Below are 13,602 nucleotides of genomic sequence, written 5' to 3'. Positions count from 1 at the left end.
CTGCATAGATTTTACTGCATGAATCCTTTGTATAAAGTTTTAACGATTAGCAAAATACAAGAAGAGGTAGCAGGTTTTAAAACCTTTACTTTTATTCAGGATGCCGGAAATGCAATAGCTTACGCACCCGGGCAATATTTAACGTTGGTGCTCAAAAAACGAAACCAGGAAATCCGGCGTTCTTATTCTATAACTTCTGCACCAGCCCTTGGCGAACCTTTAACCATTGGGGTAAAGCGTATTCAAAATGGCCTGATGTCGAGGTACCTGGTAGATAAAGCGCAACCCGGCGACCAGATATTAACTACTGGTGCCGGCGGCTTTTTTATTCTGCCGGCAGATATCAGTACCTATAAACAAATATTCTTTCTGGCGGCCGGGAGCGGCATCACGCCAATTTATTCGCTCCTCAAAACCGTGCTGCAGCTTTACCCGGCTATCTCGGTAGTATTAATTTATAGCAACCATTCACCGGCTACTACCGCTTTCCGGGAAAACCTAATTCAACTGGCGCAAGCTTTTCCGGCACAATTCCGCATCGAGTTTTTGTACAGCAATGCCCCGGATCTGGCCCGCGCCCATTTACACAAAGATTTGCTCAAAAGCTTCCTGGCTCAATACAGCCAGGCTGCTCCCGCAGAATTATTGTGCTACGTGTGCGGCCCGCTTAATTATATGCGCATGTGTACCTATGCGTTGCGCGAGGCAGCCTTACCAGCCGCCAATATCCGGAAAGAAAATTTCAGTACCGATAAACCAACTGCTCCGCCCCTACCGCCGGATACGGACCAGCATATGGTTACTTTGGATTATCGCCAACGCTTGTACCAACTGCCCGTGCAATACCCCACTACCATTTTGCAGGCAGCTAAAAAAGCCGGCATTTCTTTGCCTTACAGTTGCGAAGCCGGAAAGTGCGGCAATTGTGTGGCCCGTTGCACCGCCGGCCAGGTGTGGCACAGTTATAACGAAGTACTTACCGAAAAAGAACTTAACCAAGGTTTAATCCTGACATGTGTAGGTTACCCGATTGGCGGCGATATACGCCTAATTATTTAATAACCAATTATAGTAGTTAGCATAAAGGAGCTTCCATAATAAAAAATAAATTAATCCCTACTTACCAGTCATTCCGAAGGAATCTTCTGCCTGGAGGGCGTTACAGGCAAATATTAGTCTAGGTTTGTTACCTGTATTCTAACCCATGCAGAAGATTCATTTTGGAATTATGCGAATTCTGCAGAATAACTGATGGGGAAGGTCAGATGCCAGGCTGCTATGGAATAAAATATTTATTAGGTGGTATTAGGTATGCTCCTTCCGTAATTTTTTTCCGCTTTCCGGCGCTAATTACAGTTTTGCTAATATTTAGACCGGAAAATAAGTTAAATGGGCCAGGTTAAAATAAAAAGCGCGAGCAGAAGGCTCGCGCGATACAAATATTTGCTCAGACAGGTTTAAGAACCTGTTTTCTGGTACTGGTGCTTTAGCTTGTGTTTAAACTCCTTTTCGAATTTATGGACCTTGGGCGCTGATACATTTACAATGTAAGAATCGTCCGGGTGATGCTGGTAATAATCCTGGTGGTACCCTTCGGCGGGCCAGAAAGCAGTATAAGGCTGTATTTCGGTAACAATGCGGTTTTTGTATTTACGCGCGGCTTCCAGTTTTTTTACCTGTTCTTCTGCTTGCTGCTTTTCGGTTTCGGTGCGGTAAAAAATGGCCGAGCGGTACTGGCGACCGACATCCGGTCCCTGCCGGTTTAAAGTAGTAGGGTCGTGGGTAGCAAAAAATATTTCTACCAGTTCGGGGTACGTAATTACTTTAGGGTTGTAATACACCTGCACGGCCTCGGCGTGGCCGGTTTTACCATAACTTACCTGCTCGTAAGTCGGCTTTTTTTCTTTGCCGCCGCTATAACCCGAAATCACTTTGTCAACGCCTTGTACCCGTTCAAAAATAGCTTCGGTACACCAGAAACAGCCGCTGGCAAAAGTAGCCGTTGCGAGCCCTGCCGCCTTTAATTCGGTTTCACTTGGCAGGGTAGCCGGTGCGTTCTGGGCCTGCCGCGAACTGGCGTCGGTACAGGCATAAGATAAAAGCACTAAGCTCAGGAGCAGAAAAGAATAGAGGCGTTTCATATTAATCCGGAATAGCTTTGTATACTAACAGAACCAAATATAAGGGTAAATTAATTCCATTAGTTAGGTCAGGTATATAACAGAAAAGAGCAGGTATTGTTGTAGTACCTGCTCTCTCCCGGCTATTTATTTAACCCATCTGCGCCGCATTGATTTAATATTTAGGCCGACGAGGTTTGTTCTCTTCAACCAAATCAGGTGGCGGCACCGGATGTAGGTTGTGGTTGCTATTGGCCGGTTCGCCGGGCTGGCGCGGCATTTTTTTTATGATAAAGTACCCTATTATAAAAGAAATAATTACTGCTATTGAAATAATAAAAACCATAATTTAAGCGCGCTACAAGTAAGAGATTAAAGTTGTTTACCCTATGGCGGCACTTTCTGTTTTGCTTTAGCTTAAATTAGGTTCTAATACGGAGCAGGCAAAACAGACTTTTCTGTAATAATACGGAGCAAAATAATAAGATTAGATTTCTCTGTAACCTATTCAACTGTTTATCAGCACCATTGTGGCTACTAGATTATGCCAAAGCTTAATTTATTCTTGAGCTATACCTTTAACAATGCGTGTAATAAGGCAAAGAATATTACAGCATCTACACAACCGCTTACAAAACAAAAAAGGTATACCTTCGGGCATACCTTTCTGCAACAGGAGCTTATTTAAATACCAGCAGTGCTTATTTCCGGCTGGTTTTAGCAGAGGCCAGGGTTTTTATTTCGAGGTTTTTAGCTGGTTTTCCTATCTCAGAATGCAGCACGTAACCTACCTGGCCATCAACCACTACAATGGTCCAATTTTCATTGTATTTCCGGACTATCTCAATTTTATCTTGCGTAGACAAAGACTTTAGAATATGGGTGCAGGTACCGGGTTGCTGGTACATTTTTACATTATCCTGACGGGCCTGGGCTACTATCTTCTTGTCATTGCTGGCAAAAAGCAAGGCAGTCTGCATTATTAAGGCGAGGGTGAAAATTAACTTTTTCATAGTTTTAGATTTTATGGATTTAATTATCAGGTTAAAAATGGTTTTTTATTAAGGCGTTGGGGCAAGCGGGTTAAAGCATTATTGTTTTAGTTAAAAATAAATGGTGTTAAACTCAGGTTAATTAAGGAATCGTTGAATAAAGTTAAAAATATGGTTAAAGCTGTACTTGCATTTATCGAAGCCATAGGCTTCTACCGGAGAGTCAATAAGGTATAAGTCCTGTCTTGAAAACAAGATTTTAGCGCTACTCAGTAAAGGTTGAAACTTTCAGCGCCTGCTGTACCCAATGGGTAATTTATTCATAAGGCCAGCGCTACAGAAGAATCTATAATTAAAAATGCTGCAATAAATATTAGTTAAAAGAACCAGAAGATGTTTCGTACCGATTAAAGAAGTTCACTTTGGCACAAACCGGCAAAAGACGGGCTAGTAGAAAAAGAATGAGAAGGGTAAAAAAAGGGATATAAGATATATCCCCCTTTCCAACAAACAAACAAACAAAATTTTAATTTCTTAGAAAGTGTTTTTGCGAGCGGGTTTATTCATCGCAATATTTCTTACATTCTTATTCATAGTCAGTTCCGATGATAGCACATAACCAACCTGGCCGTTAACGGTAACAATGGTCCAGTTGGCATTATGTTTCCGGATTACAGCTAACTGATCGGTGCTTTTCAGGGCTCTTAATACCTCGGTGGAAGTGCCGGCCTGGCGGTACATTTTCACATTATCGTAGCTAACAGAAGCCGTTTGGGCGGGGCCGGCCGCAAATACAAGTGCAGTTTGGATTAAAAGGGCGAGGGTGAAGATCAACTTTTTCATAGTATTAAGTTTTAATTTTTTTATGGTGTATTTTTATTTTCTTAAGCTTTAAAATTCTTGGCTTTTAACCCGGTCTCCTGCTTTTGTAACTAAGATGCATCTGCTCACTTTCTGGTTGCCTGCCCGGTATTTTTATTTAAAATATTTTATAACTGCTTCTAACACACACACTCACCTTGTTTTTAAAAGTTACAGCCGGTAACTGCTTTATTTTAAATCAAGACCTGTGCCATAAGTGCGGTGCCATTTTATCTGTTTTTAATTCCGGTAAGCTTATCGGCTACTTGTTGGTCGGCTACCAACGATACAAATATTACACACCCAACACAAAGCCCAAAACCGAATGGTGCGAATAGCAAGATAAGTGCGGTGAATAGCAGTTTTAGCAGGTTGAAATGTATTAATCGGGGTTCAGCATTCCGGTGAAAATACCGGCACAAAGCTGGCCGGATAGTAGATTAGCGGTTACAAAAAAAATGGAAATAATATTATATTTTTTTTTAAAGTTGGCTTTAGATTAAAATAAAGGCCATTTTGCTGTTCGTTTCCGGACAAAATAATGTTCGTTTTTGTTACACTTGGGCAGAACAAGATTTATTCAGATTTATCGTTAATTAAATTGCGCTGTAGTTGCTACAGCTTTATTATTTATTCTTACCTTATAATTCTATACCCTAATTATTTATGAAATACCGATTGCTTTTGATGCTTTTCTTCTGCCTGCCTTTATTCACCATGGCCCAGGTAGGTAGTGATGACGATCCGCGCACCCACTTTGTGGGGTTGGCGAATGGCCAGAAGGTTTACGCCAAGCGGGTACAGCTAAAAAATCCTTTTCTGAAAGACAGTTATTTTCTGCTCGACGATTCGTTGCGCTTTCCGATGAGCAGCGTCAGATATTACCAGAACGACAATGGTTTTTTCCTGCGCATCTCAGACCCCTACGACCGCGATGATTTTGCCAAACGTACCATCAGCGGCCGCATCTCTAAATTTTACGTTTCTAAAACCTTTTACAACAATATGTACAGCCCTTACGGGGGCTATGGCCGGTATGGCTACGGCGGTTTTGGCGGTTATGGTTACGGAATGCCGTCTTCGCGCAATATTTATTTCTTTACCAAAGACGATGGCCCGCTGCAAAGCTATAATTATGAGAACTTACGCGAGGCCCTATCCGATAACCCGGGTAGCATGGCACTTTTAAACCAGTACCGGAAAGGCAAATACGTAGAAACCGGTATGTCTATTGCCGGGGCGGCAATCTTATTGTATGGCATGTCGCAAACGTTTAAGAGCTACCAAAACGGCCAGGGTGGCAGCGTAGCCCCTACGGTGTATGTGGGTGCCGCCGTTATCAGTATTCCGTGGATTTCGGGTTTATTTAAAAAAGACAAAATAACCCAGGCCGTAGAGCTTTATAATTATGAGAGAAAAGAATAGATAGCCCGGGATTAATACCTGATAGTCGGGAATGCCTGCTATAAGTTAACCTCACAGGTTTTAACACCTGTGAGGTTTTTCTTTTGACAGCAGATTTTACAGGTTATTGTAATAATTTCTAATCCGTTTTTTTAACTCAGGCCCGGGTTACTTTGCCTTTATTATCCCAGTGGCTTTTTATAACGGTTACGCCGTCGGGGGCATATTGCAGGTGCCGGACATAGCGTTCGCCCGTAATACTGCCATCGGGGTTGCGTTTGCCAATAAACAGGGTTATAGCCTGTCCGGCTTTATCGGTGATAAACGTAATATCTTTACCCCGGAAATTATCATCTATCCGGGCAGAAGCCGTTTGAGGTTTGGCTAATTTGGCTTCTAAAGCCGGGTTTAAACCCATATTTAGTAATTTAACAACAATCCAAAATATTTTAGATTAATTTTACGCCTGGTTTATGGCTGGGTTTTTAGCCGGGCCATATAATATGCTTGTTTTTGGGGTATGAGCGTTTTAAAATTCAGATGGTTGTTTCTGGGGTTGATATTACTGGTAATGGCAAGCTGCACCGGCAGCCGGGCCTTTACCCAAACTGGTAATGCCTCTTTTTACAGCAATAAATTTCAGGGGAAGAAAATGGCGAACGGTCAGCCTTATCGGAAAAGAAAACTTACGGCCGCGCACAATACCTTGCCATTTGGCACGAAAGTAAAGGTAAAAAACCAGGAAAACGGCCGAACCGTGAAAGTTAAAATTACCGACCGGGGTCCGCACAGCAGGAACCGGATACTGGATTTATCGCTGGCTGCCGCCCGGCGCCTGGATATGGTGCAAAGTGGTGTCGTTCCGGTTACGATTAAAGTAATCAGAAGGCCGTAAATAAAACAGCAAGAGAGCTGCGGTAGTGGCGGTTTTTAAGGTATGCTGCTTTCTCTAAAATGGTTATAAGCCTTTATAATTCTGGCTTTTAGCTGCAACATTTTTCTTTTCTCCTCAGTATTTATGCTTGTAAAATAAATAGTTATTTACAGCTTTTAGTATACTTTATATTTAGTGGTTTTTCAGAATTGTTTAACTATTAATGAAGGAGGTTACTATGGCAATTCAGAAATTTGGTGGTTTAATGGATGATTTTGTTCCGCCCACCTTCAGCTCCATGATCGACCGTTTCTTTCAGGATTCGGTTAACCAGCGCCGGCGCATGGCCGATTTTAATCCGCAGGTAGATGCCTGCGAAACCGAAAACGGCTACGAAATAGAATTAACCTTACCTGGACTTAAAAAAGAAGAAATTAATATTGAGTTGCAGGAAGGTCGTCTGACTGTTTCGGGCGAAAGAAAGTTCCGGAACGAAAATACCAACAAGCGTTATCAGATAGTTGAATCGCAGTACGGTTCTTTCTCCCGGTCTTTCCAGTTACCCAATAATATTGATCCGAATGCCATCAGCGCCGAGTTTCAGGATGGCATATTGCGGTTAACCGTACCGAAAGACAGACAAAAAACGCAAAAACATCAAATACAGATTAAAGAAGGAACTACCCAAACCCGGGTAGAACAGGGGCAAAACGCCTCCGCTAACAACGCGCAGCTAAATAATCAGTCCGGGGAGAATGGTAAGCCTGGTCAAACCATTAGCATCGACCAGCAACAGAAAAAATCGAAAAGCCCCAAGTAAGTTAGCTGCACCTAAATTATAGGTATAAAGGCGCTCCGGGAGCGCCTTTATTTTTAGTTAAGCCGGTTAAAAATTAATACTGATACCTGGGAAAATAGATTTGAAATTATTTGTAATATATAATTCGGGCATCAGTCTTATAGATTTATTAGTAATGGGGTAAGAGTAAGACAGTTTAAAGGTGTTTTTACCAAAATAATCGCCTTTGCTGTGAATTAAATAGCCAATGGTAAGTTTCTGATAAACATCAACATCGTTGGGGCGGTTAAAAAGCTTGGTACCTATGCCAAAATCCAGGAAGGTATTCAGGTATAATTTATATTGCCGGTTTTCCTGTCGTTCAAAAAAATAGTTCATATCGTAAGTGATAGAATATTCCATGCGCTTGCGTTTAAGCGCAATAGTTGGCGATAACTTGGGTACCAACTGGCTCCGGATTAACCCGGCTCCGGCACCCAGCGTTAAGGCTAACTGGTCGTTCTTGCGTTTATAACTTACATCGTAGCGCAAATCAGGCTTATTTTTCTCTTTATTCGTCGTATCGGGGGGTGTTGCGGGTGTTTTACCGGTAGCCTCCTGCACTTGCCGGTTCAAATCTCTTACTACCGAGTCGAGGCTCATTTTCTCCAATTGCTGTAGTTTGGTTACATCATCGGTTATTAACAGCAGCTTAATATTATTGGGCAACTCAATCACTACCGAATCTTGTTTGGCTTGCGTATTGTGCCGAATTTGGGTTTGCGCCAAAGCAGCGGGACAGTAAAAAAAGAGCATAAAAATTCCTGCCGAGATAAAATGTCGGTTATTCATTTGATTATAAATTAAGGGTTAAATTATAGGTCTATTTGGGCTTGTAGTTTCAGGGGCTGGTAAGCGCTGTCGGTTAAGGCTAAGTGGCTTTTATCGGTACTTTCCGGACCTGGAATATTCAGGCGCAGACGTGTTTTTCTTTTAGCAGCCGGTAAATTATCCGCTGTATGGTTTAGCATTTTAGCCGTAGAATTTTTGCCTAACACCACCGTAATTTTTAAAGGCTGCGCGGGCGTTTCGGCCACTTTCACTTCTTCAGTTGTCGCTATTACCTCACTTCCGACCGCCGCTTCAGCTGATTGTGCATTCGGATCGCTGGCCGGAACCGTAACTGAAGTAGATTCCTTTCTAGTGCTGGTAACGGAAAGAAACGGTGATTTCGTAGAACGTTTAATTGCTTTAACCAAAGCAAGCTGAGGCGGAAGTTCAACAGCTTTCTCTTTTGGAGAAATATTATTAGCCTGGTGTTTAGTCAGTTTTTCAGCCGTAATTTCAGTTGGCTCAGCAGGGATTAATATTTCGGTAGCGGGGGTGGTTGCCGCCGTTACTTCGTCATCTGGTGGTGTAGAAACCAAGTATAGCCCTATTAAACCCACTAACAAAGCCAATACTAAAACAGCCGCTGCGTAAGAGAACCAATTATTTCTTTTTTGGCGGGTACGCACCGGTTGTTGCTGCAGTTTGAGCCAGGCAGCTTCCGGGTTCCAGGTGGTGCCGGGCGGCGGGGTGTGCTCTACCGCCGCCATCTTTTCTTTAATATATTTTTCCAGGTTATCAGATGGCATATTTCAGGTTGTTTTTGGTGAGTAACTCCCGCAGCATGGCTTTGGCTTTACTTAACTGCGAGCGGGAGGTTAATTCGCTAATCTCTAATTGCGTAGCTATTTCTTTGTGGCTGTAACCTTCCAGTACATACAGGTTAAACACCGTCCGGTAACCCGTGGGCAACTCCAGTACCAGGGCATAAATAGCTTCGGCTGATAAATTACTGTCCAGCGAAAAGTCCGCCGGCAATTCCAAATCATTCGAAATAGAGGTTAAATGAAAGTTGTTCGACTTCCGTAAAACCATCAGGCACTCGTTTACCATTATCTTTTTAATCCAGCCATCCAGACTTTTGTCGTCGCGGTAAAGCAACTGGTTAATATTGGCCAGCACTTTATGAAACCCCTTTATGAAAGTATCTTCGGCTTCACCCTGGTTGCGGATGTAACGGAGACAAAGCCGGAACATGGGCGTGGCATAAGCATCGTACAGGCATTTCTGGGCCCGGGCATCGCCTTGCTGACACAGCTTTATTAATTTTTCTCCTTTCAAATCTTAATTTGGGGTTTACAACCGTTCTCAAAGATAGGAATGCCATTGTAAGCCGGCACGTTGCTTCGGTATAAACTTTTTTCTATAAGTATTTCACTTACAAGGCAAAAGAATTAGCAATAAGCCTGATTTTATTTACCTCTTTAACCAAGGCAGGCAACCTAAACAGGGTTCGCAGGACTCTTGTAAGTAGCAGTTGGGAGGCAGTAATAAATGTGTTTTTAAAAAAGAAACCCTGCACCAAAAACTTCTTTATCTTTATAATTCAGATTTATTATATATGCATTACAATTTTACCCGGTTATATTTATTAATTCTTATTTTTATTTCTTTTGGTCAGCAGAATTTTGCCCAGATTACCCAGCCCACTGCCAAAATAGCTCCAGCCGCCCTTAACCAGCCGCACCCGGAAAAGAGCTTGCAATTTATTCAGAATAAAAACCAATGGGACAAATCGGTAGCATTTGTGGCACCGCTGCCGGGTGGCCGCTTGTTTCTGCAAGATAAAAGTTTGGTATATACTTTTTTCGACGAAAGTACACTGGCCCATGCCCACGCTACGCCCAAGGCAGCTAACACCGGAAATACTATTGATAAAATAAAGGCCCATGCTTACAAAGTGACTTTTGAGGGAGCCGGCACCGCCAGCGCAGCCATTACCGGCCAGCAGGCCAGCGAAGCCCTGCGCAATTATTACATCGGTAAAGATCCCAGCCGGTGGGCCACGGGCGTAAAAGCATTTGCCGAAGTAACTTACGAAGCCTTATACCCCGGTATTACCATGCACCTGTTCGAGAAAGCGGCCCACCTGAAGTACGAATTTTTACTCCAGCCCCAAGCCGACCCGGCACAAATCCGGCTGCGTTACCAGGGCGCCGACAAGCTGTTTATTCAGAACAATGAACTGCATATCAAAACCTCGGTAACCGAAGTAGTAGAGCAAAAACCGTATGCGTATCAGCTTTATAACAACCAGCCCGTTGAAGTACCCTGCTTTTTTAAGCTCGACGGCGAGGTGGTTACATTTGAATTTCCGGCCGGCTACGACCGTAACAAACCGCTAGTAATCGATCCGGTACTGGTTTTCTCGTCGTACTCCGGCTCGCAAGCCGATAACTGGGGCTTTACGGCTACCTACGACGAAGAAGGTAACATGTATTCCGGCGGCATTGTGGCGGGTTTTGGCTTTCCGGCTACCATTGGCGCTTACGATGTTGACTGGGGCAGCAACCCGGACGGGGGCTCCGGTACCGGCTGGGATATTGGCATCTTAAAATATAAAACCAATGCCAGCGGGGCTGCTTCGCTGCTGTACGCTACCTACCTGGGTGGCAGCCGCAGCGATGTACCCAATAGCCTGGTGGTAAACAGCAAAGACGAGTTATTAATATTAGGCGTTACAGGCTCTGATAATTACCCCACCACTGCCGGTGCCCACGACCGAAGCTTTAACGGGGGCAGCCCTAGTATTATGCCTTTAAATGGTATTCAATTCAATCGGGGTACCGATTTATTTATTAGCCGGCTCCGGTCCGATGGTTCAGCTTTGCTGGCCTCTACTTTCTTGGGCGGCACCGCCGACGATGGTATTTTGTCGGATGCCACCGCTCGCCACCCGCTGGATAGAAATTACGGCGACCAGTTCCGGGGCGATATTTTTACCGATGCCGCCGACCAGGTGTATATTGTTTCATCTACCCGCTCTCCTAATTTCCCGGTGGCTAATGGGTTTCAAAGTACCTTTGGCGGCGGCAGCAACGATGGCGTGGTAGCCAAACTTACGCCCGCCCTGACCGTGCAATGGAGCAGTTTTATGGGTGGCGGCGGGGCCGATGCGGCTTATTCGGTGCAACTGGATGCAAGTAATAATATTTTTATTTGTGGCGGTACCACCAGTGCCGATTTACCGGGTACCAACGGTGCTTTCCTGTCGGGCTCTCGCGGCGGGCAAGCCGATGGGTTTGTGGCCAAAATAAATAACAATGGTTCGGCGCTGCAGCGGGTTTCTTATATTGGTACTTCGGCTTACGACCAAACCTATTTTGTGCAACTCGACGGCGAAAACAATGTGTACCTGCTGGGGCAGACCTTGGGCAATTACCCGGTTTCGGCAGGGGTATATTCGGTTAGTGGCGGCCGGCAGTTTATTCATAAACTAAACAACGATTTAACGGGTAGCCTGCTTTCTACAACCTTTGGCACAGCCAATAGCCCGCAGCTGAACATCTCGCCTACGGCTTTTCTGGTAGATAACTGCAACCGCATTTACGTGGCCGGCTGGGGAGGCGGTGCCAATGCCAATCCGCCTTACAGCAACGGCACTACCATGGGCTTACCGACTAGCAACGATGGCCACCAGCGCACCACCGATGGCAACGACTTTTATTTAATGCTGCTGTCCCGGGATGCCAAAGCCCTGGAGTACGCTACTTTTTTTGGTGGCGTACAAGCAACTACCTCCGGTGAACACGTAGACGGCGGCACCAGCCGGTTCGATAAGCGCGGCTTTGTGTACCAGGCCGTTTGTGCCGGGTGCCGCGCCAGTCAGGCTTTCCCCACGACGCCCGGCGCCTGGTCCAGGACCAATAATGCTGATAACTGTAATAACGGCTCCTTTAAATTTGATTTTAATATTGTATTGGCCGAAGCCGGACCCGACCAGGAAATATGCGCCAACGCCGCCCCTTTCCAGCTTAGTGGTTTCAGTCCGGCTACCGGCGGTACCTGGTCGGGGCCTGGTGTGTCGACTAATGGTACGTTTACGCCCAACGCAAATTTAACAGGCCTCCAAACCCTTACCTACACCGTAGCCAACGGCAGTTGTACCAGTACCAGTACCAAAACCATAAACGTGCTGCCTTTGCCCACTGTGGCGATTACCGGTTTGCCGCCATCAATGTGTTTGCCCATAACCGCCTTTACGCTCGTAGGCACACCGGCGGGCGGTACTTTTACCGGTCCCGGCATGAGCGGCAATATTTTTACCCCGGCCACTGCCGGCGCCGGTACCCACACCATTACTTACCGTTTCGCTGACCCAGCGGGCTGCACCGTAACCATTAGTCAGCAGGTTGTTATTTCGGAAATGCCGGCGGTAACCGCCGGGCCCGATGAGCGCATTTGTTCCGGCTCTTTTCCGCTCCTGCTGAGTGGCTTTTCGCCGGCCGGTGGCACGTGGTCGGGTACAGGGGTAAGCCCGAATGGCCTGTTCAAGCCCAGCGAAGCGCTGGTGGGTACCCATCTGCTTACGTATACCGTTACCAGTGGCAGTTGCACCGTGGCCAAAACCAAAACCGTGGTAATAGACCCCACCGTTAAGTTTACTCAGGGCCCCGATTTAGCCCTATGCCCCGGCGCGGCCGCTTTTGCTATTACCGATATTATTCCGCCGGGTGGCACGTGGTCGGGTACGGGCGTAAGCCCCGATGGTATTTTTACGCCCGCATCGGGCATGAACGGGCCGCAAGCGCTTACGTATTTTGTTACCGTGGGCGCCTGCAGCGGTATCAGCACCAAAAACGTAACGGTAAGTGCTTTGCCGGAGGTACGGGCATCGGCCGTGCCAACTGAGTGCGGCACCGAAACCCAGCTCCAGGGCTTTGCCCCTTTTACCGCCAGCTTTACGAATACTACCACCGGTGCTACGGGCTACCTCTGGGATTTTGGCGACGGCAGCACCTCTGCCGAAGCCGTTCCGACGCACCAATACACCAGCGAAGGATCTTACGATGTCACGCTCACGGTTTACTTTGGCAACAACTGTAGTTTAAAGCGGCCCATTGCCGCGGTGCAGGTAGAAAAAAAGCAAATGGTACCCAACGTATTTACACCGAACAACGACGGCCTGAACGACACTTTTGTGCCCCGCGTTACCTGCTTGCCCACCGACCTGAAAATATTTAACCGTTGGGGCAAGCAAGTATACGAGCAGAAAAATTACCAGAACAATTGGGGCGGCACCGGCCTCTCCGATGGCATTTACTACTACCAGCTAACCAGCACCAAAGGCCAAATCTGGAAAGGCTGGGTAGAAATTATCCGGTAGAAGAGGGCAATAGAACGGGTGTTCGGGTACGGCTCTTTGGGTAATGTTCAAAGCAGAAATCTCTTAGCTGTGCGTAGGGCGCTACGCACAACAGAGTTGAGTAACAGAAAGGCGGGAAAACCCGCCTTTTTGTTTTAATAAGTTCAGGCAGCCATCAAGCCATTTTTCGTACCCGATAGCTTCCATACCTACAATTCCATAATTTATACCACTTAGGTTATGCGTAGAGTTAGCAGCACTCTACGCATTGTCCGGAAAGCCAATCTCTGATTGGCGGAACCCAAAAAAGTGATTGCCCTGCTAACTTATTTGCTGATAGAACAGACGCTTTCGTAGCTAAAAATCAAGGCAGCAGTTTG

At 45.6% G+C, this 13,602-nt stretch carries 12 protein-coding genes; 5 read left to right on the top strand and 7 right to left on the bottom strand.

Annotation, left to right across the window (positions count from 1 at the left end):
- The first annotated feature begins 18 nt into the window (after positions 1-18).
- Positions 19-1,059: an iron-sulfur cluster-binding domain-containing protein gene (locus AAE02nite_RS16610; RefSeq protein WP_146900007.1), complete on the top strand. Its 1,041-nt coding sequence runs from the start codon at positions 19-21 to the stop codon at positions 1,057-1,059.
- A gap of 398 nt (positions 1,060-1,457) precedes the next feature.
- Here AAE02nite_RS16610 and msrA read toward each other — a convergent pair whose 3' ends face one another.
- The 3 genes from msrA to AAE02nite_RS16595 all read right to left on the bottom strand — a co-directional run bounded on the left by msrA (position 1,458) and on the right by AAE02nite_RS16595 (position 3,955).
- Positions 1,458-2,141, bottom strand: a complete 684-nt coding sequence (gene msrA, locus AAE02nite_RS16605) for a peptide-methionine (S)-S-oxide reductase MsrA (RefSeq protein WP_146900004.1) — start codon at positions 2,139-2,141, stop codon at positions 1,458-1,460.
- 680 nt (positions 2,142-2,821) lie between these two features.
- Positions 2,822-3,133, bottom strand: a complete 312-nt coding sequence (locus AAE02nite_RS16600) for an SH3 domain-containing protein (protein ID WP_146900001.1) — start codon at positions 3,131-3,133, stop codon at positions 2,822-2,824.
- Positions 3,134-3,646: 513 nt separating this feature from the next.
- On the bottom strand, positions 3,647-3,955 hold the full coding sequence (locus tag AAE02nite_RS16595) for an SH3 domain-containing protein (protein ID WP_146899998.1): 309 nt from the start codon (positions 3,953-3,955) through the stop codon (positions 3,647-3,649).
- Positions 3,956-4,639: 684 nt separating this feature from the next.
- Between AAE02nite_RS16595 and AAE02nite_RS16590 the strand changes: the two genes are divergently transcribed.
- Positions 4,640-5,398, top strand: a complete 759-nt coding sequence (locus tag AAE02nite_RS16590; RefSeq protein WP_146899995.1) for a hypothetical protein — start codon at positions 4,640-4,642, stop codon at positions 5,396-5,398.
- 136 nt (positions 5,399-5,534) lie between these two features.
- On the opposite strand, the gene AAE02nite_RS16585 is transcribed toward AAE02nite_RS16590, so the two are convergent.
- Positions 5,535-5,795, bottom strand: a complete 261-nt coding sequence (locus AAE02nite_RS16585) for a hypothetical protein (protein ID WP_146899990.1) — start codon at positions 5,793-5,795, stop codon at positions 5,535-5,537.
- 102 nt (positions 5,796-5,897) lie between these two features.
- On the opposite strand from AAE02nite_RS16585, the gene AAE02nite_RS16580 reads away from it, so the two are divergent.
- Positions 5,898-6,272 (top strand): septal ring lytic transglycosylase RlpA family protein, encoded by a 375-nt coding sequence (locus AAE02nite_RS16580; protein ID WP_146899987.1) that lies wholly within the window; start codon positions 5,898-5,900, stop codon positions 6,270-6,272.
- Positions 6,273-6,474: 202 nt separating this feature from the next.
- A complete protein-coding gene (locus AAE02nite_RS16575) occupies positions 6,475-7,071 on the top strand; it encodes an Hsp20/alpha crystallin family protein (protein ID WP_246151105.1) in 597 nt (198 codons plus the stop codon).
- A gap of 66 nt (positions 7,072-7,137) precedes the next feature.
- Here AAE02nite_RS16575 and AAE02nite_RS16570 read toward each other — a convergent pair whose 3' ends face one another.
- Genes AAE02nite_RS16570 through AAE02nite_RS16560 form a run of 3 tightly spaced genes read right to left on the bottom strand, consistent with a single transcriptional unit; the run spans position 7,138 to position 9,198 of the window.
- Positions 7,138-7,881 (bottom strand): hypothetical protein, encoded by a 744-nt coding sequence (locus AAE02nite_RS16570; RefSeq protein WP_146899984.1) that lies wholly within the window; start codon positions 7,879-7,881, stop codon positions 7,138-7,140.
- Positions 7,882-7,904: 23 nt separating this feature from the next.
- Positions 7,905-8,666, bottom strand: a complete 762-nt coding sequence (locus AAE02nite_RS16565) for a hypothetical protein (protein ID WP_146899981.1) — start codon at positions 8,664-8,666, stop codon at positions 7,905-7,907.
- Positions 8,656-9,198, bottom strand: a complete 543-nt coding sequence (locus AAE02nite_RS16560; RefSeq protein ID WP_246151104.1) for an RNA polymerase sigma factor — start codon at positions 9,196-9,198, stop codon at positions 8,656-8,658. The genes AAE02nite_RS16565 and AAE02nite_RS16560 overlap by 11 nt, the downstream gene beginning before the upstream one ends.
- Positions 9,199-9,478: 280 nt before the next feature.
- Here AAE02nite_RS16560 and AAE02nite_RS16555 point away from each other — a divergent pair, with 280 nt between their 5' ends.
- A complete protein-coding gene (locus AAE02nite_RS16555) occupies positions 9,479-13,243 on the top strand; it encodes a DUF7948 domain-containing protein (RefSeq protein WP_146899978.1) in 3,765 nt (1,254 codons plus the stop codon).
- The last annotated feature ends 359 nt before the right edge of the window (positions 13,244-13,602 follow it).

This window comes from Adhaeribacter aerolatus, from assembly GCF_007991635.1.
GTDB classification, from domain to species: Bacteria; Bacteroidota; Bacteroidia; order Cytophagales; family Hymenobacteraceae; genus Adhaeribacter; species Adhaeribacter aerolatus.
Note: the sequence above shows the minus strand (reverse complement) of the source record. Positions and strands in the feature narration are given on the sequence as shown.

What these genes read in the sequence shown, in the direction of transcription:
- AAE02nite_RS16555 (WP_146899978.1), top strand. Translation starts at nt 9,479, where the DNA reads ATGCATTACAATTTTACCCGGTTATATTTATTAATTCTTATTTTTATT.
- AAE02nite_RS16575 (WP_246151105.1), top strand. Translation starts at nt 6,475, where the DNA reads ATGAAGGAGGTTACTATGGCAATTCAGAAATTTGGTGGTTTAATGGAT.
- AAE02nite_RS16570 (WP_146899984.1), bottom strand. Translation starts at nt 7,881, where the DNA reads ATGAATAACCGACATTTTATCTCGGCAGGAATTTTTATGCTCTTTTTT.
- AAE02nite_RS16590 (WP_146899995.1), top strand. Translation starts at nt 4,640, where the DNA reads ATGAAATACCGATTGCTTTTGATGCTTTTCTTCTGCCTGCCTTTATTC.
- AAE02nite_RS16610 (WP_146900007.1), top strand. Translation starts at nt 19, where the DNA reads ATGAATCCTTTGTATAAAGTTTTAACGATTAGCAAAATACAAGAAGAG.
- AAE02nite_RS16565 (WP_146899981.1), bottom strand. Translation starts at nt 8,666, where the DNA reads ATGCCATCTGATAACCTGGAAAAATATATTAAAGAAAAGATGGCGGCG.
- AAE02nite_RS16580 (WP_146899987.1), top strand. Translation starts at nt 5,898, where the DNA reads ATGAGCGTTTTAAAATTCAGATGGTTGTTTCTGGGGTTGATATTACTG.
- msrA (WP_146900004.1), bottom strand. Translation starts at nt 2,141, where the DNA reads ATGAAACGCCTCTATTCTTTTCTGCTCCTGAGCTTAGTGCTTTTATCT.
- AAE02nite_RS16595 (WP_146899998.1), bottom strand. Translation starts at nt 3,955, where the DNA reads ATGAAAAAGTTGATCTTCACCCTCGCCCTTTTAATCCAAACTGCACTT.
- AAE02nite_RS16585 (WP_146899990.1), bottom strand. Translation starts at nt 5,795, where the DNA reads ATGGGTTTAAACCCGGCTTTAGAAGCCAAATTAGCCAAACCTCAAACG.
- AAE02nite_RS16600 (WP_146900001.1), bottom strand. Translation starts at nt 3,133, where the DNA reads ATGAAAAAGTTAATTTTCACCCTCGCCTTAATAATGCAGACTGCCTTG.